This window comes from Butyricicoccus sp. OF27-2pH9A (genome assembly GCF_027693185.1).
GTDB lineage: Bacteria > Bacillota > Clostridia > Oscillospirales > Butyricicoccaceae > Agathobaculum > Agathobaculum butyriciproducens.
Genome location: NZ_JAQEXK010000014.1, coordinates 50,163 through 71,587, shown reverse-complemented (window position 1 = coordinate 71,587; position 21,425 = coordinate 50,163). Strand labels below are relative to the sequence as shown.

General features: G+C 46.8%; 17 protein-coding genes and 2 pseudogenes. 2 read left to right on the top strand and 17 right to left on the bottom strand.

Annotated elements, in window-relative coordinates:
- Nucleotides 1-21: 21 nt before the first annotated feature.
- From PG722_RS11010 to PG722_RS11000, 3 genes are read right to left on the bottom strand one after another with little or no spacing between them, the layout of a single operon-like run.
- A complete protein-coding gene (locus PG722_RS11010) occupies nt 22-939 on the bottom strand; it encodes a sensor histidine kinase (RefSeq protein WP_117930518.1) in 918 nt (305 codons plus the stop codon).
- A gap of 5 nt (nt 940-944) precedes the next feature.
- Nucleotides 945-1,637 carry a response regulator transcription factor gene (locus tag PG722_RS11005; protein WP_002596318.1) on the bottom strand — a complete coding sequence of 231 codons (693 nt, stop codon included), beginning with the start codon at nt 1,635-1,637 and terminating at the stop codon, nt 945-947.
- The gene (locus tag PG722_RS11000) at nt 1,630-1,818 is read right to left on the bottom strand and encodes a helix-turn-helix domain-containing protein (protein ID WP_002596317.1); all 189 of its coding nucleotides are present in this window, start codon (nt 1,816-1,818) and stop codon (nt 1,630-1,632) included. The genes PG722_RS11005 and PG722_RS11000 overlap by 8 nt, the downstream gene beginning before the upstream one ends.
- Before the next feature lie 164 nt (nt 1,819-1,982).
- Here PG722_RS11000 and PG722_RS10995 point away from each other — a divergent pair, with 164 nt between their 5' ends.
- Nucleotides 1,983-2,339, top strand: coding sequence for a helix-turn-helix domain-containing protein (locus PG722_RS10995; protein ID WP_117751514.1), 357 nt, complete (start codon nt 1,983-1,985; stop codon nt 2,337-2,339).
- Nucleotides 2,340-2,561: 222 nt separating this feature from the next.
- Here the strand turns inward: PG722_RS10995 and PG722_RS10990 are convergent, their stop codons facing one another.
- On the bottom strand, nt 2,562-3,974 hold the full coding sequence (locus tag PG722_RS10990) for a relaxase/mobilization nuclease domain-containing protein (protein ID WP_270580550.1): 1,413 nt from the start codon (nt 3,972-3,974) through the stop codon (nt 2,562-2,564).
- 126 nt (nt 3,975-4,100) lie between these two features.
- Here PG722_RS10990 and PG722_RS10985 point away from each other — a divergent pair, with 126 nt between their 5' ends.
- Nucleotides 4,101-5,513 (top strand): ATP-binding protein, encoded by a 1,413-nt coding sequence (locus PG722_RS10985; RefSeq protein ID WP_005335801.1) that lies wholly within the window; start codon nt 4,101-4,103, stop codon nt 5,511-5,513.
- Nucleotides 5,514-5,587: 74 nt separating this feature from the next.
- On the opposite strand, the gene PG722_RS10980 is transcribed toward PG722_RS10985, so the two are convergent.
- From PG722_RS10980 to PG722_RS10920, 13 genes and pseudogenes are all read right to left on the bottom strand, one after another.
- The gene (locus PG722_RS10980) at nt 5,588-5,887 is read right to left on the bottom strand and encodes a CD1845 family protein (protein WP_007886655.1); all 300 of its coding nucleotides are present in this window, start codon (nt 5,885-5,887) and stop codon (nt 5,588-5,590) included.
- On the bottom strand, nt 5,884-6,186 hold the full coding sequence (locus PG722_RS10975; protein ID WP_117751517.1) for a hypothetical protein: 303 nt from the start codon (nt 6,184-6,186) through the stop codon (nt 5,884-5,886). The genes PG722_RS10980 and PG722_RS10975 overlap by 4 nt, the downstream gene beginning before the upstream one ends.
- Before the next feature lie 151 nt (nt 6,187-6,337).
- Complete coding sequence (locus PG722_RS10970; RefSeq protein ID WP_425518628.1) at nt 6,338-6,682, bottom strand: plasmid mobilization protein; 345 nt, start codon at nt 6,680-6,682, stop codon at nt 6,338-6,340.
- Nucleotides 6,679-7,497, bottom strand: coding sequence for a DUF3849 domain-containing protein (locus PG722_RS10965; RefSeq protein ID WP_066562204.1), 819 nt, complete (start codon nt 7,495-7,497; stop codon nt 6,679-6,681). The genes PG722_RS10970 and PG722_RS10965 overlap by 4 nt, the downstream gene beginning before the upstream one ends.
- 1 nt (nt 7,498) lies before the next feature.
- Nucleotides 7,499-9,253: pseudogene (locus tag PG722_RS10960) on the bottom strand (helicase-related protein); the annotation flags it as partial.
- Between the two features lies 1 nt (nt 9,254).
- Complete coding sequence (locus tag PG722_RS10955) at nt 9,255-9,443, bottom strand: transposase (RefSeq protein ID WP_117816165.1); 189 nt, start codon at nt 9,441-9,443, stop codon at nt 9,255-9,257.
- 118 nt (nt 9,444-9,561) lie between these two features.
- Complete coding sequence (locus tag PG722_RS10950) at nt 9,562-10,827, bottom strand: plasmid recombination protein (RefSeq protein ID WP_270580549.1); 1,266 nt, start codon at nt 10,825-10,827, stop codon at nt 9,562-9,564.
- 181 nt (nt 10,828-11,008) lie between these two features.
- Nucleotides 11,009-12,031, bottom strand: a complete 1,023-nt coding sequence (locus PG722_RS10945; protein WP_270580548.1) for an AAA family ATPase — start codon at nt 12,029-12,031, stop codon at nt 11,009-11,011.
- Between the two features lie 259 nt (nt 12,032-12,290).
- Nucleotides 12,291-12,938: a hypothetical protein gene (locus tag PG722_RS10940; RefSeq protein WP_270580547.1), complete on the bottom strand. Its 648-nt coding sequence runs from the start codon at nt 12,936-12,938 to the stop codon at nt 12,291-12,293.
- A 17-nt stretch (nt 12,939-12,955) separates the two neighbouring features.
- Nucleotides 12,956-13,330 carry a DUF2500 domain-containing protein gene (locus PG722_RS10935; RefSeq protein ID WP_055246175.1) on the bottom strand — a complete coding sequence of 125 codons (375 nt, stop codon included), beginning with the start codon at nt 13,328-13,330 and terminating at the stop codon, nt 12,956-12,958.
- 260 nt (nt 13,331-13,590) lie between these two features.
- Complete coding sequence (locus PG722_RS10930) at nt 13,591-13,893, bottom strand: TnpV protein (RefSeq protein ID WP_270580546.1); 303 nt, start codon at nt 13,891-13,893, stop codon at nt 13,591-13,593.
- Nucleotides 13,818-15,938 carry a recombinase family protein gene (locus tag PG722_RS10925; protein WP_270580545.1) on the bottom strand — a complete coding sequence of 707 codons (2,121 nt, stop codon included), beginning with the start codon at nt 15,936-15,938 and terminating at the stop codon, nt 13,818-13,820. Before PG722_RS10925 ends, PG722_RS10930 begins: the two co-directional genes overlap by 76 nt.
- A gap of 165 nt (nt 15,939-16,103) precedes the next feature.
- Nucleotides 16,104-21,209, bottom strand: a pseudogene (locus PG722_RS10920) (SNF2-related protein); the annotation flags it as partial.
- Nucleotides 21,210-21,425: the final 216 nt, after the last annotated feature.

Sequence of the window (21,425 nt, the reverse complement as noted above, 5' to 3'; positions counted from 1 at the left end):
GCCATAAAGACGGGAACCCGCTTAACTCTCCAAAGGAAAAAGCAACATAAATTCAGTTCCTTTTCCCGGCAAACTTTCAACTGTTATACTCCCACCCATCTTTTCTACAAGCTGATGGACAATAGAAAGACCAAGACCGCTTCCTTTTTCAGACCGTCCTTTGTCACACTTATAGAGCCGTTCAAAAATGTGTTTCAAATCTTCCTTCTCAATTCCCACTCCATTATCCGCCAGCAGCAGCTCCATGTTATTTTCCTTCTTTGACAGGGCAATTTTGATTTTGTCTGCATGGCTGTGAGCGATTACATTTTGAATGAGATTATTGACAATCCTCATATAGCTGTCCATATCCAATCTTACCCGGACAGGATGTTCGGGAATATCAATGTCATACTCAACCTGTTTATCCTCAAAAATCGGTATCCAGTCAATGAGGATATTTCTTGTCAGCTCTGCGGCCTCAACACTCTGGATCTCCAAAGCAAACTCGTTGGAATTTAACTTGAACCAGTCAAAGAGTACATCAATATATTCTTTCAGATCATGGGCTTTCCGGCGGGCGGTTTCAATATAATCATCCCGGTCTTTTCCTGTGACCAGTCCTTTGTGTGCAGCGTCAAGATACCCAATCAGAGTAGTAAGGGGCGTTCGCACATCATGGGAAAGGCTCGTCATAAGCTGGCGGTTGGTTTCTTCTGTCTGCCGTACAGTTGAAAGTCTGCTTTCATAGGCCACAACGATCTCGTTGATTTCATAAGCAAGAGGTGCTGTCAGTTCATTTGTTGCAGATAGAATACGCCGGTTGCCATTTCCGTTTTTCACATCAACCAGCACATCGGTCATTTCTGCTATTTGTTTTTTTACACGCCGAACGAGAACGATGGAAGTCAATACAGCCACAACAGCAATCACAATGGACAAGAATACGATAATTTCCATGCTGACTACACCTCCTTATTAAACCGGTAGCCAATCCCTTTGACCGTTTGTATATACTTTGGGCTTGAAGGATTGACTTCTAATTTTTTACGAAGTCGGCTGATAATCGCCATAATGTTACTGTCATCATAGAAATATTCTTCGCCCCATACTTCCTCATAAATCTGCTGTTTGGTCAAAATTTTCCCTTGATGTTTTGCACAGTACAGGAGCAGATCAAATTCCTTTGGGGGAAGTTCAAAAGTACCATTTTCCGTCGTAACAGAACGATTTTCAAGGTCAATTTGCAATCCATCAAAATCCAGTTTTTGCACAGCTCCGGCTTGCTGATTAAAGCGAGTGTAGCGGCGAATGAGGGACGCAATACGGGCAATCAGTTCGTCCATATCAAACGGTTTTGTAAGATAATCGTCCGCTCCGGCCCGTAAGCCCCGTACTTTAGAAATGCTGTCATTTTTAGATGTGAACATCAAAATCGGCAGACTGTTCTCTTTGCGGATTTCTTCCAGCGTTTCAAAGCCATCCATACCAGGCATCATCACATCCAGCACCACAAGCTGATACTCCTGCTCTCTTAATTTTTGTAAGCCCTCTTTTCCGGTATTACAAAAATCGGCTTCTATGTTTTCTGCTTGTACGCTACGTTTAATCAAAGCGCACAGTTCTCTGTCATCATCTATAATCAGGATTTTATTCATGGTGCAACCCCTTCCCTTGTTTTGTCCTTCCGTCAATCGGCTTTTCTGCGTTCTTTGGGATCAGCCAAACACCGGCCATTTTCACAGCGCCGGGGATACGCCCAGCAGCGCAATAGTAATTTACTCTACGAGGTGTCACGCCCCATTTTTCGGCGGCCTCTTTTAGTGTCATATAATCCATTATGCACCTCCACAGAGTACATTATAGTTCTTTGTCTCGAACAATACAAGTTTATCACCAATCGCAGCTTTATATAATCGGCATAATCGTACAGTTTGTCAGGCATAATAAGGTCATTCCATCATATAAACCGGAACGATACAATATTATTGAGGTGAACGATTATGCCGATTGATGATTTGACTGCTTTAGGGCAAAAAATGCGGGAAGCCCGAAAGAAAAAAGACCTGACACAACAGGAGCTTGCGGATCTGAGCCATGTTTCTGTAAAGCAAATCGCCAATATCGAAAAGGGGAAAATGAATCCTTCTTATTTAATTTTAAGAGCATTGGCAAAGGTCCTGCACATCTCTTTAGATACACTTATAAATCCAGATGTTTCTCTGGAGGATGAGGGTGTCAATCAGATGAAAATGTTTTATTCCAGCTGTCCGCCAGAAATGCGTGACACCCTGTTGCATCACACCCAGGAAACGGTGAAAGAACTGACAGAGTTGTCCGAGAAATTTGAAACGAATTGAGCCAGTGAGTGAAATTTAACGATTCTCTCACTGGTTCTTTTCATTTTCGGAGAAAAGAGGCAAGCAATGCCTGTGTTAATACACACAGGCCCGCAGAGAAGAAAATCCCTTTGTGATTTTCCTCTCCGCTTGCTTGTTGAGGGCAGCGCCCCCAAGCCCCTTTGAACACAGAATTTCATTCTGTGGCTGCGCGTTCTGCGAACGCTTTTGACCAGGACCAGCTTACCGCTGGCCGTGGTCTTTTTCTTTTTCAACATCCTGTTCTACCTCCATTTTCAGCACTCGATCTACATTTGCCTTTGCCGTTAAAAGCTCCCGCATTTCCTCACGGGAACGCCGGTACTCGGCATAGGTCTTTTCCTTTTCTTCCAGCAATTTCGCGTACTCCGTCTGCAACTCTTTGACCTTGGGAAGTTTCTTGACTCCCATCTCATCAAAGGCATTCTTAGCAGCCTGGTGGAGCAGAATTTCTTCCTCATGTTCCTCCCGGAATTTCTTAGAGTAACCCGCCTTGCGGTATGCCACATAGACCTCACGGGTCTTGGCATAATTTACGATGTGAGTACGCAGAACAGCGATCTCTGCCATGCGCTTTTCAGCCGCTTTGATCTGCGCCGAAAGATCATTGTGATGTGCCGTGGCAGCCGCAGCCTTTTCTTCCAAAACCGCATACTCCAGCAGGTTATGCTCTGACAGGTAATTCATGGTCTGCGCCATTTGCTTCAGATTGAAAACCTTGGCCCATCGAGCATAGCCAGCACCTTTTCCAGCCTGCAATTTTGCCTGAATGTCCACCAGCAGATTGATCTTTGGCGGCTCTGCCTGTGCGACTGTTTTCTTTCGCGGGGTATGTGCTTTCTTCCCGGAGAGAACTGCCCGCAAATCTTCCAATCCATATCCTTCGCCCAGACTGTCCATGCGGGCGGCTTTCTCCCAACCAGAGAGCTTCAGTCGATACGATTTTCCGCGCTTTGAGACTTCACAACCATATTCTCGCAACAGCTTCAGCAGTTCTTCAAAGTCAGCAGGACTTTGTGATAATGCGTTGTCAATCGCCACACGAAGCTGCTCTCGGTGAGATGGCTTTGCCTGATCGCCCAGCCATTTGTTATAGCTCTTTCCGTGAAGTTTCGGATTCTCTACAATGGACAGTCCATTCTCAATACAGATGGTGTCACTTAGCCGACGAACCGCCTTGGTGCTGCCCCAAAAGTTTCGGAACTTCCGGTCATATTCTAAGCTGACCGATGACCAGATAATGTGATTATGAATGTGCGACTTGTCTATGTGAGTGCAGACCACAAAGGCATGATTGCCTTTAGTAAAACGCTTTGCAAATTCTACGCCCAGCCGGTTTGCTTCTTCCTGGGTAATCTCACCAGGGCGGAAGGACTGGCGCACATGATAGGCAATCACATCATCTGTACCACGCACTCGTCCGGTAGCGGCAATGTACTGCCGCTTTGCCAGAAGGAACTCCGCATCCGCAGTCCGGCTGTCACACGCATAGCCGGTAATGAGCCTGCCGTTATCTGTTTTCTTTGGATTGGCCACATAGTCGATGATGTCACTGATTGCCCGACTCTCTGTGCGGCCTTTGCCGACATGAAGCGGCATGATTCTTGTAGTTGCCATAATAGAAGGTCCTCCTCTCATAAATATTTTTGTTTTCGCTGAACTCTTTGCTTCTATCGTTGCAATAACTTTCTCCGCTGGGTATAATAAAAAAGAATATTCTACAACCTCAAAGGAGGGATTTCTATGATAGAACAGCTCATTGCTGAAGCAACCGAATGTGATTTCAAAGTTGCTCTCGAAACAAAAAAGCCAAAAAGCTGGTTAAAAAGTGTCAGTGCCTTTTCCAATGGAATCGGCGGCACTCTGTTTTTCGGAGTCTCCGATGACCGGGAGCCTATCGGCTTGTCCGATGTTCAAAAGGATGCTGAAGCGATCAGCCGCTTAATCAAAGAACGTATCACACCATTACCTCAGTTTATCTTAAAACCATTACAGGAAGATGGTAAAAATCTATTAGCTCTGGAGGTTTCTCCCGGCCGCAGCACCCCATATTATTACAAGGCAGACGGAGTGATGGAAGCATATATCCGTGTTGGAAATGAAAGCGTAATTGCCCCGGATTACATTGTAAATGAACTGATCTTAAAGGGAACCAATCAGTCCTTTGACACCTTAACAACAGAAGCTGTGAAAAAGGATTACAGCTTCACACTCCTGGAGGCAACCTATCTGGAACGAACCGGCCTCCGCTTTGAGCCATCCGATTATGTTTCCTTCGGTTTGGCTGACAAAAATGGGGTCTTGACCAATGCCGGAAAGCTCATGACCGATCAGCACACAGTTTATAACTCCCGTATGTTCTGTACCCGGTGGAATGGCTTGGAAAAAGGCTCTATCTTTGATGATGCACTGGACGATAAAGAATACGAAGGGAATCTGATTTATCTACTGAAAAGCGGCAGTGAATTTATTCGCAATAATTCCAAAGTCCGTTTTGTCAAAGAGGCACAGTATCGTGTAGACAAGCCAGATTATGCTGAACGAGCTGTGACAGAGGCTCTTGTTAATGCGCTTATCCATCGTGATTATATTGTACTTGGCAGCGAAATCCATATTGATATGTTTGATGATCGGGTGGAAATCACATCTCCGGGCGGTATGTTTGGCGGCGGCTCAATTCAGGAATACGATATTTACAGTATCCGTTCGATGCGACGAAACCCTGTGATTGCTGACCTGTTCCACCGCATGAAGTACATGGAACGCCGTGGAAGTGGCCTACGCAAAATCGTCAGTGAAACCGAAAAGCTGCCTGGATACACAGAGGCATATAAGCCCGAATTTTCCTCAACAGCGACAGATTTCAGAGTCATCTTGAAAAATGTAAACTACAACTTAGAGGGTGACGCCCACCAAGTTATCCACCAAGTTACCCACCAAGTTATTGAACTATCAACGGTATCCAAACAGATTTTGGCTTTTTGCACAACACCAAAATCCAAGAAAGAGCTTGCAGTATTTTGCGGCTTCAAAGATTTAAGAAACTTCACCTTGAAGCATATCAATCCGCTTTTAGAATCCGGGCAATTAGAAATGACTATTCCCGATAAACCTAAAAGTCGCAATCAAAAATATATTACAGTTCGTTCCGAATAAACAGAGAAGCAGGGCATTGGGTCTCATCTCCCATTGTCCTGCTTCTTTTTCATTCCAAATTATATTCACATCATTTACCCATACACCCAATCCTGGATCGCAAATTTCAAACTCTGCACCTTTCCCAGCAGCCAGATCGCAGCCAGCGGCAGCCCCATCGGGCTAATCAAAAATGCCATAATCAGCAAAATTGCACCATTCTGCGGGGAATAGGTAATAAGCACAGCCACGCCAAGTAGAGCAATTACCGTGCTGAGCAGACCAAGCACCAGACCAGATATGTAGATCAGCCCCATGCAGAGCCAGACAAAAAGCGTCAACACCAAAATGACCGGTGCAGTTACAATCATCAGCAAGCATTTCAAAATCTTCATTCCAGTTCCTCCCTCCAACGCTCCAGATACCGTTTGCACAGGGCATCCGCGTCTCTCTCATCATCTTCCGTCAACTCCCGTCTGCCTTTGGTCAGTTCAATCTCCACATAAGTCCGGTAATCATCAGCTAAGAGATTGAACAGTTCCTTGGGAGTATGGCACACCTCGCCAGAGCAATAGTGAAAATCTTGGTCAAATTCAACTCTTACACATCCATGGCGGCTGATATAAACTTCTATGGTCTCGTCTGCGGTCAGGTAATCCGCAAAAATCTCCAGCACCTTTTCAAAGGTCAGCATCTGTTTTCACTCCTTTGCTACGCTTCTTATTCTACTCATATTATCCGGTACGGACAGGCAAAAGACAAGGATACAGACAAAAAGAAAAAGCGGAGGAAGGTGCGGCGAAGAAACGCCGTTCCTCCCTCCGCAAATGGAGTATCTATCCCTGTTATGAAAGTTTGGAGAGTTGGGTAAGGATTTCCTTCACACCCTCCCACAGTTGTTCCTGCCGCTGGGATATATCCTCCAAGTCAGCATTATAAACCCGCCCGGTCTCATGCACTTTGCGGGTCAGCTGGTTCAAGTTGTTGCTGCTTCGGCGCATCAGGGAGACCAACTCCTTCAGCTCTGGCAGTTCCAGCTTGACCACATAACCATCCAGCGCCATTTTCCGCAGATAAGCGCTCAAATTCTCTGTCCCGTATTGCTGCATCTTTTGATGGATCAGTTCCAGTTCTTCTGCGGACACCCAAAACAGAACCGGCACATCCCGCTTGCGCTTTGCCATGGTTATCGCTCCAGCTCCCGTTTTTTCGGGGCGGCAGACTTATTGGCGGGCAGCTCCTGTTTGAGCTTATCCCGTACTGAGGGACGGGACGGTTCCAGTTTTTCTCTCTGGGTACGGCTGCGCTGCTGTTCTTCACGCACCAGATCAATAAAACCATCCAGCACAGCAGGGTGGCTGTTTAAGGCATAACCACAACGGACGGTTTCGGGATTATCATTAGGAATGGTCTTGGCCCATTCTTTGTTGCGTCGGGAGTAGCGCCCATCCCAGTCCTGAAGCTGGATCGTGTTAGACAGAACCATAGATACACGCTCCATGCCATAGGTCTCAATCACACCCTTTGCCGCATCGTGGCTGAGATACATTCCGTCGAAGTGTTCCCGCACCGCCGCTTCAATGGACTCCTTGCATTGGAGATTTACATTGTTGGAAGCTCGGTACTGCTCCAGCTCCCCATGTTCTCTCGCATAGGCAGCTGAATGGGGATAGATTGGTGTTGTTCGCAGTTCCTCTTTAGCTCTGCACACATCGTCGGCACGGTTCTCAATGCTGTCCCGGATCATATCCATATAGCCGGTCTCCAGCTTTTCAAAATAACGGTACACATCCGCCAGCGGCGAGGGAGATTCCAAAAGCGCCTGGGCCTGTGCATCGGTCAGCTCCAGCTCCTCCATCGCCATCACAATATCCTCACGGACAGTATATTCATAGGTGTGGTGCAGGATTTCTTCCGGGGGCTGGCTTTTCAGCCAGTCCCTATATTTTTCCTGCTCAGTGGCCATCTTTTCATAAAGGGCTGTATTCAGATTATTGGTATTCATGTTATCGCACCTCCTCATGCTGTTTTGGTTTCTTGTCTGTACTGCGGGGCGTCGCCGGACGTTTCAGATGATCCAGCACCGAAGGCCGTGCGCTTTTGGCAACAACAGCCTCGGCGTGTGCCTGTCCCTTTCCGTCAATGTTCAGCAAAGTATCCAGCTCCACCAGACGGGCATTTTTGCTTCGCAGTTCTTCTTCATAAAGGAATGGCTTTCCGACTTCCTCCTTTGCGGCAGCCTGCTGCTGATAGAGGTTATCCAGCTGGGCCTTTGCCGCCTCCAGACGCTGGGGCATCTGAGCGAGGGCATTGTCGATACGGGTAAGATTTCCGCGAGGGTCTGTACCAAGGGTTGCCCGGTGGGTCATCTGTCCTTTCAGCAGGAGCGTATACTCCTGTTTCCAAGCGGAAAATTCCACGGATATGGCATATCCCCGGTAGCTGCCGATCTGCACCGGATCGGAGGTTTTGACCTCCTTGCAGGCATCCAAAAGGGCTGCGCCGGCGTTCTCCTTATCGGTCAGCAGATCGCCACGGATTTCCATACCAGCAAAACCGTCCTCCGGGTGCGGGTGCGCTGCCAAAACCTCCAGATCGGATTCAAAGCCCTTGATAAAGCCTTTGTGCTTTTCAATCTCCTCCGGGAAGTATTTGAGCAGTTGGTCCTCCAGACGATATTGCTTGCTCTGGTGGTCGGCTTTCATCAGCTTCAGGCGGGATACCTCCACATCCAAATCCATACGCTCTTTGATACGTGGGTCTCCGGCACACAAAGCCTTGATCTCTGCAAAACTGAGGGCGGTTTCATCCACATCATCGCAGGAGCGTACCGGCGATTTAGAAGTCATGATCTGACTAATGAATTTTTGCTTATTCTCCACCGTCTGCCAGAGGTATGCGTCAAAGGTTCCTTCGGTCACATAGCGGTACACATGGACAAGAGGATTCTGGTTACCCTGGCGCTCGATACGGCCCTTGCGCTGGGCAAGGTCTCCCGGTCTCCACGGACAGTCCAGGTCATGAAGTGCCACCAGACGGTCCTGCACATTGGTGCCTGCGCCCATCTTGGCGGTGCTGCCCAAAAGGACACGCACCTGACCGGTACGGACTTTAGAGAACAACTCCTTTTTCCGCACTTCGGTGTTGGCTTCATGGATAAAAGCGATCTGGTCGGCAGGCATCCCCTGAGCAATGAGTTTCTGACGAATATCGTCATATACCGTAAAGGCCGGTTCCTGCTCCGGCAGAGGCACGGCACCTTCCAGTGCGTGAAGCAGTGGATTATCCAGCGTTTTCGCCGCCTTGCTTGCAGTAGCTTTTGCCTGCGATGTAGAAATGTCGCAGAACACCAGCTGGGTCAGCTTGTCAGCTTCGCCATCCCGCCAGATCTGCATGATGTTGTCCACGCACTGATTGACCTTTGTGCCAGGTTCATCCGGCAGCATCTGGTTGACGATCCTCTGGTCCAGTCCCAGCTTGCGGCCATCCGAGGTGATTTTGAGCATATTATCCACCGACGGGTCCACACTGCCTCTGTGTACTTCGGAAGCGCGCTCAGAGAGTGCCTTCACCATTTCCTGCTGATGTTCGGTAGGCTGCGCCACGATGTTGTGGTATTCCACCTCCGGGGTGGGCAGGTTCAGTTGGTCGGCGGTCTTGATGTCCGCCACTTCTTTGAACAGGTTCATCAGCTCTGGCAGATTAAAGAACTTGCTGAATCTCGTTCTTGCCCGGTAGCCGGTGCCTTCGGGGTCGAGTTTGTCAAGATACTTTTTGTGGATTTTCTAAATTAAATGATTTGTCCGTAAAGAAATCGCCCAAAACCTCGTGCTTGCAGATGTCTTGAAACACTGTATTCAAAGGCTTTTTGGCACTTTCGGACTGCTTTACATTTACGATGAATGTTGTTTTTCCTATGCGTTGCGAATAAGAATGTTTCTGTTCTTTCATATAGTCCGTCCCTCTCTTTCATAAGATTTGATTGTGGGGCATTCATATTAGAACACCCAATAACCGCAGATTTTCAATATATCAAGAAGTCATTAAGTCGTGAGTATAATGGAAAAGGTTATCTTTCCATACCACGCTTGTTTTTTCGTGCCTTGATACGCTCTTGTCTTTCTTTTTCCCTTGCTTCTTTTTCGGCTCGTTCCTGTGCTTCCTTAAAAGAAAAAAGTTGCTTCACTTTTTCGGTAAAAAGTTTAGCAACTTCTGGGAAATGCTCCAACGCTTGAAGAAAAGGTCTGCACTTTTCTTTCAGCTCGTTGTATTTAGTTTTCATTCTTTCAAGTGCGTTTGCACTATCAAAATATTTCTGTCGGTAATAGTTGGCACTCTGTTCTAATTCATTGATTTCCGCACGACTTGTAATACCCTCTTTGGCAAGGGCGGTCAGTTGGGAATAATCCTCTTTGGAGATTGCCATTTTACCTGTGATTGTTTTCTGCCCCATACTATCAATCTCATTGTAGGTTTTGGAAACATTACGGGCAGGTTCATATTTTATCTGTTCACGCTGAATACGCTTCTGTAACTGCTCCAAGCGTTTTTTGTCCTGCTTGATTTGATATTGCAGTGAAGTAAGATGTTCGGCGGTACTTCCGTATTCGCCACGCTGAAAACCTTTGAAGCCTTGCTCCGTCATATAGTTAAACAATTCATCTTGCAGTATGCTGTACGAAGCTCGGAACATCGGTTTACCATTCTTTCTGAGAAGCGGATTGCCTTTTTCATCGGTCAGTGGAATATCTGATTTCCATTTCTTTGAATGGCTGATTTGATGAACCACTTCCTTAACCGTTCCTCGCAGTTTTTCATCTTTGCAACGCTTACTCCATAGGATTTCTTTCTCCACCACAGGCAAAACCATAGCGTGAAGATGATAGTGGTAAACCTCTTTTCCAAGTTCCTCGGTTGCCGCTGCATTGATTTCATCAGCGTGCATAACAGCCGATATGATATTATCAGCACCGAATTTTTCTTCAATGAAATGGAACGCTTCTTCATAAAACTGCTTTGCATATTCGTAGCCACCGTTACGCTCGAAGTACATCGTGTTCACATCAATCACAATCTCGTTAAAGAGTGTAGCGTCTTTTCTCAACCCACGGAGCGACACCAGCCCGTCGGTTTTCATCTGCTTTAATTGTTCCATATAAGTCGGAGCAGTCGGTGTTTTGAAATCCACATTAAAAGGTATGCGTTCCTCAATCACATTCATATTTTCGTAGGTTTCATTTTTGCGTTCGTTGTGCCTTTCCGCCTTGCTCACATCAGAAGCGGTGTACTTTTTGACCCTTGCACAACTCATATCCGCTTTGTTGTTTTTAGCCATTTTCGTTCTCCTTTCTCGGCAGGGCGAAGCCATTACACAACATTCTTTGAATGTGTGTAACCCACTATGATACTTTCAGACTTCGTCTGCAAAGATGTCGTGGGCAAGGGCTTTCCTCCCTTGACCTCCCTTTAATGCCTCAATCAAAAAACAGGCTGTCTATTCATCAGACAACCTGTTTTTATGCTCTCGGCATATCGCCCATCGGCAAAGACCAATACCACAGAAAGCCTTTCTTGTGCGACACAACTCCTGCTTTCTTCTTTGCCTTTTTGATAGTCGATTTCTTGAAGCCTGTTTCTTCAAGTTTTGCTTCGCAATCGTTGGCAAGCATTTCTCCATCTTTGAGCATCTCCAAGATGAACTCCTTTGCCTTGAGCTCCTTTTCACTCGGTCTGCCCATTTTAGGTGCAAGAGAAGAAAACGCTTCTTCCGCTGTCATTTCCAGTTCCGAAACAAAGTTCACTCTGCTTTCTGCTACCTCAAAAAGAATTGCCGAACCCGTCGGAGCAAGGTTTGATTTTACCTGTACCAAATATCTCTCGGCAGGTGCTTCCTTGTTTGCTGTTCTTGTGATTGCAAGAATGCTTCTTGCAGCTCCTGCAATGTCAATCGAACCGTTGGTGCGGTAAAGAGGGTTTGTATCTCTCATCTTATTCATATGAGCGATAATCACAATCGCACAGCCTGTATCTTTGGCAACCGCTATCAGATGATTAAACTCTGCTCGTGTTTCGTTGGCATTGTTCATCGAACAGCTTTCCCCGATGTAGGAACTCATCGGGTCAAGGATTAAAAGTTTGGCATTGTACTTTTCAATCGCTTCACGAATACGGTTATCCCCAAAAGACAATGACTTCATATCTTCCTTGATGAAAATAAGGTTATCTCCGTTACCGCCTGCTGAATTAAATCGAGGTACTACCGTATCGTCTGCGTCATCTTCTGTTGTCTGATAGATAATAGTTATAGGCTCTCGTTCTTCTGCATCAGCAAAGGGGAGATGTTCTCCCTTTGAGAGCAAGGCAGCGAGTGAAAGCATAAACTTGCTTTTGCCATCGCCTGGATCGCCTTGCAACAAAGTTACCTTGCCGAATGGGATATACGGATACCACAGCCATTTCACTTCTTTTGGCTCAATATCGCTTGCCTTTACGATTTCAAGAGGTACAGCTACATTCATTTCATTTTCAATCATTTTCATAGTTCTGTGTTCTCCTTTTCTAAAAATAAAAACCACAAGTAAGATACATCAAGCCTTGTTTGTGTCATTTCTCGGGGCGAAAATTGAGGTAAATATCCCTTTCTAAGCCTTTCAAAAAAACACACAAGGTATTTGTACTAACCTGTGGTTATGTATTGATTTATAGGTTTTAGGTAACAAAAAACACCGTATTGCTACGATGTTTTTGTTACCTAAAATATTTTGTTTTATTTTACTTGCCGACTAATAGTAACTTTGTCTACCCAAAACTAAATGGAATTACAAAATTAAGGATAAACGCTATACCACAACTTAATACAAACATAAGCATTGTATCTTTTATGGTATTTCGCTTCAAAACCACTATCGCACAAACGAATGTCATTAGCTCTAAGATTGAACGCATATCAAAATAGAGAATACCATAAACAAATGTCATATTAAACAGAATAGCAAGTATCATTGCCGATAGGATAAGTGCCAGGTTACTTTTTCCTTTTGCATACCAACAGATAAATGCTAATATGGGAGAAATCATTGTAAACGCTATCCAAATCATTGCATAGCTTCTTGGAAAAAATCCAGCTACATATTTTGAGTATGAATAATAGCTTGTAACCATACCAGCAAAAAATACAAATACATTTATTGCGGCTCTAAGAGAAGAATTACTATAGATTGAAACACATAAAGCAATCGTTACCCATATAGCAAAACGTCCTAAAAAATTTGAAACATCTAAATACGAGAATATATATGGCAATTTGTTTGATGGTGTACAATCTAAGAATTTTGAAAAAAACCCTAAAGCTATACCTAAAAACAATATCAACACAGAGTTTATAATTTGTTTATTAAGTGGTACTCTATTTTCAGTATATCTTATATCATTCAAAAACTTCTTCATTCTTTATCTCCTCAGTTTTAGACACTCCTATCAAATTCTATGTATCTTGTTCCTTGAAATGTCAGCTTTCCAACATCTCCCTCTGTCAGCATTCCGTACTCTGTCCCAGATACAGATAACTCCATTCTATCTCCACTTTCTACTTGAAAAGTAATATAATATGAGGTGCTGGAAATTGTATGAAAACCGTTTGCTCCCGATATATCTCCTGCATTAGGTTGACTATTATGCGTAGTATTCTGACGTTTTCCCACTATTTTTGCTGACACAGTTAAACGAGGAGAATTATTGTTTTTATTCCAAGTAGCTATTCCTTTTACAAAAATAATAACAATCATCACAAAAATTATTAAAAACATTATGGGAAATAACATTTCTATTATATCAAACATTAACATTCTCCTTTCAGTTTATTTCTCAACAAAATACATATACTCATTTAATATTATAGCAGAAGTCATCCGTTTTTTCAATTACAGACAGCTTCGACTATACTCACAACTTTATGACTTCTTGAATACTTGCCGAAAAAGAAAAACTGCTATCAGTTAAGATAACAGCTCTCTTTCGGTGGGTAATTCAATTATGAATATACAATATCATTCAGTACAATCTCATCAACACAAGCTCGGATATTATTCATCATTTCTACCTATTTCATCATATCCGTTGCTTTTAATTGCTCGGTTACACCTTGTCTTTTTGCCATTTCCTTTATAAGATATTCAGCCATAGCACAAGCCGAAGTATCAATTTCAGCAAGGTGTTCATATAACTTTCCGCTTGTCAGCAGAGTGTAATATAAAACTCGCTTGTGTTCTCTCAAATAGCGTTTCCTTAACCGCCCGTATTTTGAAAGGGGAGAACTTTCCTCTACTGTCAGGCAGGGATAATAGTAATCTCCGATGAGTTCGTATCGGATACCTGTTCTTTCGTCTGTAATAAATCTTTGCATAGTTCTTTCTCCTTTTGCTTCTTGTAGTAAAACTCCAAGGTTTTCTTATTGTGGTTTACCCTTTTACATTCCGCTGAGCAGAATTTCTGCTGACTGTGTGTAGGCCAGTAGGTACTGCCACACACAGCACATACACGCTGACGATAATAGTGATTACCTTTTTCCGCTTCTCTGTCGGCTTTCGTTTTATCCTGCCTTGCTTGATAGCAACAATCCTTTGAACAGAATACCTGTCGATTGCTTGTAGGGGTAAACTCTGTCTGACAATGAGGACATACCTTTGTTTTGACGATTTCGCCACCGTTTTCAGCAAGTTTTTTCGCCTTTCGCTTCTCTCGATAGGCTTTTTCACGCTGACGCTGTTTCTCCAATCGCTTCTTTTCTTCCTGTTCTTCTTGCTCTTTTATCTCGGCAAGTTCTTTCTCGGTGTAGGCAATATCGACCTGCCCGACATAATTGAAGTAAATATCAACCTTTTGTGTCCTTGCTTTTCCCACACCCTCGGATTCATACACCACAATCTTGTCAATGAGTTCGGTAAACATCAAATCGGAAACTTCCGTAGGATTTTTGTACTTTCGTATCAGCGAAACAAAATGCTGAATATCCATAGTGCTGCCTTTTTCTGCGGAAAGTTCCTCTTTCATCGTTTCCATTTTCATTTCCAACTCCGCCTGCTCATCGTCATACTGCTTCATCAGTTGCTTGTACTGTCTTTCGGGTAGCAATCCCGATATAAGATTTTCATACAAGCCACGAATGAGCGTAGAGAGTTCGTCATAGCGTTTCTGACAGCGTTTCAGCTCCGATTGATTGTGCTTCGGCTTTTCCTCTTGCTTATCTTTCCAAAGGGATTGCAGTTCCAAAGCAAAGGCTTTTTCATCATTCAGAACAAATCTTGAAAAGCGTTTGACTGCCGATAATATCAAGGCTTCAACATTATCAGCACTTATTGAATGAGCAGTACAGGAATTTACCCTGCTCGCATAACCACCGCAACGGTACGAATACTGCAAGGAGCGGTCTTTTTTGCTGTAATGTGTCTGCAAGGTCAATCTTCTGCCACAGTCGGCACAGTACAGATAGCCGCTTAATCGGTTGGTATGTGTTCCTCTTGTCGCAGCTCTGTTCACTCGTTTCTTTCGCTTCTGAACGCTGTCCCAAAGTTCCTGCGATATGATAGGCTCGTGGGTGTTATAAAACACATACTGCTCATCTTCATCGGTAGTCTTTCTCTTATGCAGCTTGAAATTGGTGCTGACTGACTTTCTCAAAACAGTATGTCCAAGATATTCCTGTCTGCTTAAAATCGTTCTAATGGCAGATACGCCCCAAATATAAGGGTCTGAAAACTTTATCCCGTTATACTGTTCGGGGTGATATTCCTTTGCGTGTGCCGCCGGTATCATTACCTTTTCTTCGGTCAGTATCTCTGCAATTTCTCTTGGACTTTTACCCTCGTTGGCAAGCAGAAAGATATGCTTTACCACCTCAGAAGCCACAGGGTCAACAACAAGCGTCTGCTTATCGTTGGGCAGTCGGTTGTACCCATAGGGAATAGAACCGCTGCAACGCTTTCCGTCTTTCATTCGTGCGTCAAACACAGCCTTGATTTTATTGCTCGTGTCTTTGGCATAAAATTCGTTCATAATATTCAAAAACGGAGCAAAATCATTATCCGAAGCATTGTTGCTGTCAATGCTGTTGTTGATTGCAAGAAAACGGACATCTTTCTGCGGAAACAGAATTTCCGTATAAAATCCGACTTGCAGATAGTTTCGCCCTAATCGGCTCATATCCTTAACAATAATCGTTGCAACATTTCCAGCTTCTACTTCTTTTATCAACGATTGAAAGCCGGGGCGATTGAAATTTACTCCCGAAAAACCATCATCAGTAAAATGGCGAATGTTACCGAAACCATTCTTTCGGGCATAATCTTCCAAGTATTGCTTTTGATTGGTTATGGAATTTGACTCGCCAGTAAGGTCATCATCTCTTGATAAACGCTCATAAAGTGCTGTAATCTTAGAAGTCCTTGACATTCTTCTCTCCTCCTTTCCTTATGTAATTTGTTTTGCGATTAAAGGTATTACCCCCCCCTCACTAATAGGAGAAAATAGGGTAGTAAAGCGGAACTGTTTTTCAAAAATCCCAAAGATTTTTCCACTTTTTTGACGGCCTTTTTGCAATTTAAAAGGACGATTTTATCGTCCTATAAAAGTATAGCCCTCCGGTGCCAGCTCCAATGCTGTGACGGTCTCCCCAAATCTGGAAGCCCAGCAGTCGAAATGGGTCATGCTCAGTTCTTGCAGGCGGTCATACTGGAGATACCGCTGCATGGTGTAAAGCTCGGTCATGGAGTTGCTGACCGGTGTGCCGGTGGCAAAGATCACGCCACGGTTTCCGGTAATCTCGTCCATATAGCGGCACTTGGCGAACATATCGGAGGATTTCTGCGCGTCCGATGTGGATAAACCCGCCACATTCCGCATTTTGGTGTATAAAAACAGGTTTTTGTAGTTGTGTGCCTCATCTACGAACAACCGGTCTACACCCAGTTGCTCAAAAGTTACTACATCATCTTTTCGTCCCTCGGCTTGCAGCTTTTCCAGTCTGGCTTCCAGAGACTTTCTGGTACGCTCCAGCTGCTTGACGGTAAAACGCTCGCCGCCGCTGGCCTGTACCTCTGCGATGCCCTCGGTGATCTCGTCGATCTGCTCATAGAGAAGCCTTTCCTGACGCTCCCGGCTGATAGGGATACGCTCAAACTGGCTGTGTCCCATGATGATAGCATCGTAGTCCCCGGTCGCGATACGGGCGCAGAACTTCTTGCGGTTATGGGTCTCAAAGTCCTTTTTGGTGGTGACTAAGATGTTGGCGGAAGGATAGAGACGCAGAAACTCCGATGCCCACTGCTCAGTCAGGTGGTTTGGAACCACAAAGAGAGATTTCTGGCACAAGCCCAGGCGTTTGGCTTCCATCGCAGCGGCCACCATCTCAAAGGTTTTGCCTGCGCCTACTTCGTGTGCCAGCAGGGTATTTCCGCCATACAGCACATGGGCGATGGCACTTTTCTGGTGTTCCCGCAGGGTAATGGCCGGGTTCATGCCGCCAAAAGTGATATGGCTGCCATCATACTCGCGGGGACGGGTAGAGTTCATTTCTTCGTTATACTGGCGCACCAAAGTCTGGCGGCGCTCCGGGTCTCTCCAGATCCAGTCCCTAAAGGCTTCCCGGATAGCCTGCTGCTTTTGTGCTGCCAGCGTAGTCTCCTTGGCATTCAGCACCCGGCGCTCCCTGCCGTCTGCATCCTCCACCGTGTCATAGATACGGACATCCCGCAGGTTCAAGGAATCCTCCAAAATCTTGTAGGCATTGGCACGGCTGGTTCCGTAGGTGGTATAGGCTGCCACATTGTTCTGGCTTACAGAGCTTTTGCCGGTGATCTGCCACTCTGCTGTAAACGGGGTGTAGTTGACCTCGATATTGCGCTGGAGATAAAACGGCGTGTCGAAGGTCTCATACATAAACTGCTGGATGTACTCTTTGTCGATCCAGGTAGCGCCCAGACGCACCTCAATCTCCGACGCATCCAGGTCTTTGGGCTGGGCGGCAGTAAGGGCTTCCACATTGACCGCATAGGCCGGGTCCTGTTCTGCCGCCCGCTGTGCCTGACGCAGTTTGCGGCGCACATTGCCGGAAAGGTATTCATCAGCAGTCACATAATGAGGCGTTCCGTCCTGCTCCAGCTGTCCCGGTACACGAAAGATCACGCCTTGCAGTTCTCCGGCCAGTTCTTCTTTTGTTTTTCCGGTAAGCTGGCTCATATAGCCCATATCCACGCAGGCTTTTTCCGAGATAGACACCGCCAGTGCTTCACTTGCCGTATCCACCACAGCCACCGCCTGATGGGGCTTGATGGTCCGTTTGGTGAACATATCCGCCTTGCGCTCCAGCTTTCCGTCCTCGTCGATGACTTCCAGCGCACAGAGCAGGTAATAGGAAGAATCGTCTGCATAGGCCAGACGGTTTGCACGGTCATTGATGAGACCGTATTTGGAAGAAAAGCTGTCATAGAGGCTGTTCAGTTTCGCCTGCTTCTCCCGAATGGTGCTGTCCGGAACCGCTGCATCCATCTGAAGGTCGATCAGTTCCTGCACACAATCACGCAGTTCCACAAGACCTTTTACACGGACTTCGGCGGTGGCGTTGAGGTCAGGGCGCACCATACGGCTGTTTTCCCGGTAGTACACCTGCCCGTCTACAATGGCATAGGAATAGTTCTTCACATTGGGGTCGGCAGGAATGGAGGTGTCAATAGCTTCGCCTTCGCCCAGCTCCGGCAGCTCTGCCTCCTGATAAGTGCCATGAATGTACTTCCCAGCATCATGCAGCTGGTCGGAAAGCTTCAGTCCCTCGATGGGGTTCACGGTGTAGTCCATACCATGAGCAGTGCTTACCGGCTCCTGTCTGCCCAGCACCATTTCCGGGTGGTCGATAAAATACCGGTTGATGGCAAATCCGTCCTCCGTCTGTCCGGTTTGAGTCCATTCCGGCACAATGTCCAGCGGGCGGTCCCGCTTTTGGAGGAAGATGATGTCCGATACCACCTCGGCACCGGCATTCTTTTTGAACGCTTCATTAGGCAGACGGATAGCTCCCAGCAGCTCGGCACGCTGGGCAAGATAGCGGCGCACGGTGGAATCCTTGGCGTCCATAGTATAGCGGGAGGTTACAAAAGCCACCACGCCGCCGGGACGCACCTGGTCCAGTGCTTTGGCGAAAAAGTAGTTGTGAATACTGAAATTCAGCTTGTTGTAGGCTTTGTCATTGACCTGATACTGACCGAAAGGTACATTGCCGATGGCAAGGTCAAAGAAGTCACGCCTATCAGTGGTCTCAAAGCCGCCTACTGTGATGTCCGCCTTGGGATAGAGCTGCTTTGCGATACGCCCGGAAACCGGGTCCAGCTCCACACCGTACAAACGGCTGTTTCGCATTTCCTCCGGCAGCATACCAAAGAAATTGCCCACACCCATAGACGGCTCCAGAATATTTCCGGTCTCAAATCCCATACGGTCCACCGCTTCATAGATGGCCTGAATGACCGTAGGGCTGGTGTAATGGGCGTTGAGGGTAGAGCTTCTGGCGGCGGCATATTCCTCCGGGGTCAGCAGTTCTTTTAGCTGGGCATACTCTAAAGCCCATGCCGGTTTCTCCGGGTCAAACGCATCAGAGAGACCGCCCCAGCCCACATATCGAGAAAGAACCTCCTGCTGTTCGGGGCTTGCCTGCTGTCCGGCAGCTTCCAGCTCTTTCAGCAAACGAATCGCTTTGACATTTGCCTGGAACTTGGCTTTCGGACCGCCTTCGCCCAGGTGGTCGTCGGTGATACGGAAATTCTCAGCGGTGCGGCGCAGGTTGTCCTTATATTCCTCATAAGATGCTTCCTCGGCAGCTTTGGCATTGGGGAAGGTCTGCCACTGGCCATTGACCTGAATGGAAACCGGGTGTTCGTCCAGCACTTCCTCAAAGGTTTTCTCCGACTCTGTCACAGGCGCTGGTGGCTCCGGCTCCTCAATATGCAGTCGTTCCACCACCACATCATAAGGCAGATTGTTCTTATCGCCCGGATAGACGGCCACGGTCTCGGAATGAAAGGCTGGGAATTCGGCAGAAGGTTGGGGCTGTTCTTGTCCAAAGCCATCCAGCTGACGGGCATACATCCCGCGCAGCAAAGGCGCAACCTCATCCCAGCGGAAATACAGCATAGCCAGACGCTTTTCCTCTGCATCCATGACTTCCAGTTCTATGCCCTGTGCCGTGGTACGGTAATCGGCAATATCGCCGGTCTCCAGATTCAGTGTCTCGATCTCACCAGAATAGGCTCTGCTCAGCCAGTAGGCGATCTCGCTGTTGCTCCTGCCGGATTGCAGCAGCGTGAAAATCTGCTTTTTATCCGCTTCATCCATCAGTCCATGAGCCAATACATCCCGCAAGTCCTGATCTGCCTTGTCCGGGTCAATAGGAAGAAATTCGGTATAGTAAGCATTGCGGCGGTCTGCCCGAAGCAGCTGCTCGAACTGTTCTTTGCGCTCTGCCCGGTAGATGGGATATACCATCCCGGTGGGCAGAAGCTGTACGGTGTCCTCCCGCAGCTCGGTGATCTGATAGGCGTCATCCTCGATATACACGGTATCGCCCACGGCATAGACCGGGGCGGCTGGGTCATAGGAGGTTCTTTGCGGAATTGGGCGGCGAACTGCGTCATATTCCTCATCGGAAATGGAAACTTTGGAAGTCTGCTCTGTCTCGGCATCTGCGATCTGCCCTACATCCGACACCACCTGTTGGATAAATGGGTCATTGTCCAGTTTTTCCGGGTCTGCCACCTGTCCGTTGACAATCCCTCTTTCCTCCAGGGCTTCCCGGATGGCGATGGGGTCGATGTTGTCAAAACGTTCCTGTTCTTCTTCGGTATAGAACCGGTCCTCCTGAATCAGCTGGGCAAGCCTGCGCTGTACCTTCGGCCAGGGCAGCTGCGTTTCCTCCGGGCTTCCGGCACGGACAACGAACGGGATGTTGCTGCCACTGTATTCCTGAGCCAGCCATGCAGCGGTATCTTTCTCTCTTGCATGGTCTTTCATATAACGGACGACAGCATGTTTACTCTCGATATTGCCGTTCCATGCACAAATGGCAGTATCAATATCTTCCTGAGAAAGAGGGCGCAGAAGTTCATGGAGCTTTGGATAGGTTTCGTCGATCACTTCCCGGTGCAGTCGCTGTCGGAACTCCGGCACATCCGAATAGAGGCGAATCAGCTCCATATCCTTAGAACCAAGGACCGCACGGCGCACAGCGGCATTGCCCTCGATGACAACATTTTCACGGTCAGAATGCCCGCAGGCATTGCGGTATGCGGCATCCTCGGAAATGGCGGCAGTCACCACAGTCTTATACTGCTCAAACTGCTCCCGAAGGGTAGGCTTTGGCGTTTCTTCCTCCACCTCCGGCTGCTGAGCTTGGATGGCATCTTCTTCTGCCAATTCCTTTTCAGCCTGGATTTTGTCATACTGCGCCTGTTCCTGTTCGGTAAGATAGCGGCCTTTCTGGACAAGAGAGGTAATGCGCTTGGCAACCTTTTCCCAGTTCAAGTGAACATCCGGGCAGTCCTGCTTTTTATAGTGCAACCCTTTCCCGTCGTGATCTTCACCGCTGTGTGTTGCGCCGGACAGGGCATGAGAGCGTCCGCCAATGCCATACTCGTCTTTGAGGAATCTCACTTTTTCCTTATCCGTATGGTTTTCCATGAAGAACGCATAGATACGGCCTTTTCCTCCGGCGAAACTGCTTCCGCCGGTCATGGCGGCGTCGATCTCATCCTCGGTAATAAAGTGCTGGACGGTTGGCACTTGGGAAAGCTCTGAAGAAAAGGTCCTGCGGGGCAGGTCAAGGTCCTTCAGGTTCTCCCAGATCTCCCTCGGTCTATGATAGTGAAAACGCAACAGGTCACGGTCCTGCTGATA

Coding starts and splice junctions, on each gene's coding strand:
- PG722_RS10940 (WP_270580547.1), bottom strand. CDS start 12,938: ATGAAGAAGTTTTTGAATGATATAAGATATACTGAAAATAGAGTACCA.
- PG722_RS10955 (WP_117816165.1), bottom strand. CDS start 9,443: ATGAAAGAACAGAAACATTCTTATTCGCAACGCATAGGAAAAACAACA.
- PG722_RS11005 (WP_002596318.1), bottom strand. CDS start 1,637: ATGAATAAAATCCTGATTATAGATGATGACAGAGAACTGTGCGCTTTG.
- PG722_RS10935 (WP_055246175.1), bottom strand. CDS start 13,330: ATGTTTGATATAATAGAAATGTTATTTCCCATAATGTTTTTAATAATT.
- PG722_RS10985 (WP_005335801.1), top strand. CDS start 4,101: ATGATAGAACAGCTCATTGCTGAAGCAACCGAATGTGATTTCAAAGTT.
- PG722_RS10980 (WP_007886655.1), bottom strand. CDS start 5,887: ATGAAGATTTTGAAATGCTTGCTGATGATTGTAACTGCACCGGTCATT.
- PG722_RS10925 (WP_270580545.1), bottom strand. CDS start 15,938: ATGTCAAGGACTTCTAAGATTACAGCACTTTATGAGCGTTTATCAAGA.
- PG722_RS10930 (WP_270580546.1), bottom strand. CDS start 13,893: ATGCAAAGATTTATTACAGACGAAAGAACAGGTATCCGATACGAACTC.
- PG722_RS10975 (WP_117751517.1), bottom strand. CDS start 6,186: ATGCTGACCTTTGAAAAGGTGCTGGAGATTTTTGCGGATTACCTGACC.
- PG722_RS11010 (WP_117930518.1), bottom strand. CDS start 939: ATGGAAATTATCGTATTCTTGTCCATTGTGATTGCTGTTGTGGCTGTA.
- PG722_RS10990 (WP_270580550.1), bottom strand. CDS start 3,974: ATGGCAACTACAAGAATCATGCCGCTTCATGTCGGCAAAGGCCGCACA.
- PG722_RS10995 (WP_117751514.1), top strand. CDS start 1,983: ATGCCGATTGATGATTTGACTGCTTTAGGGCAAAAAATGCGGGAAGCC.
- PG722_RS10965 (WP_066562204.1), bottom strand. CDS start 7,497: ATGAATACCAATAATCTGAATACAGCCCTTTATGAAAAGATGGCCACT.
- PG722_RS10950 (WP_270580549.1), bottom strand. CDS start 10,827: ATGGCTAAAAACAACAAAGCGGATATGAGTTGTGCAAGGGTCAAAAAG.
- PG722_RS10945 (WP_270580548.1), bottom strand. CDS start 12,031: ATGAAAATGATTGAAAATGAAATGAATGTAGCTGTACCTCTTGAAATC.
- PG722_RS11000 (WP_002596317.1), bottom strand. CDS start 1,818: ATGGATTATATGACACTAAAAGAGGCCGCCGAAAAATGGGGCGTGACA.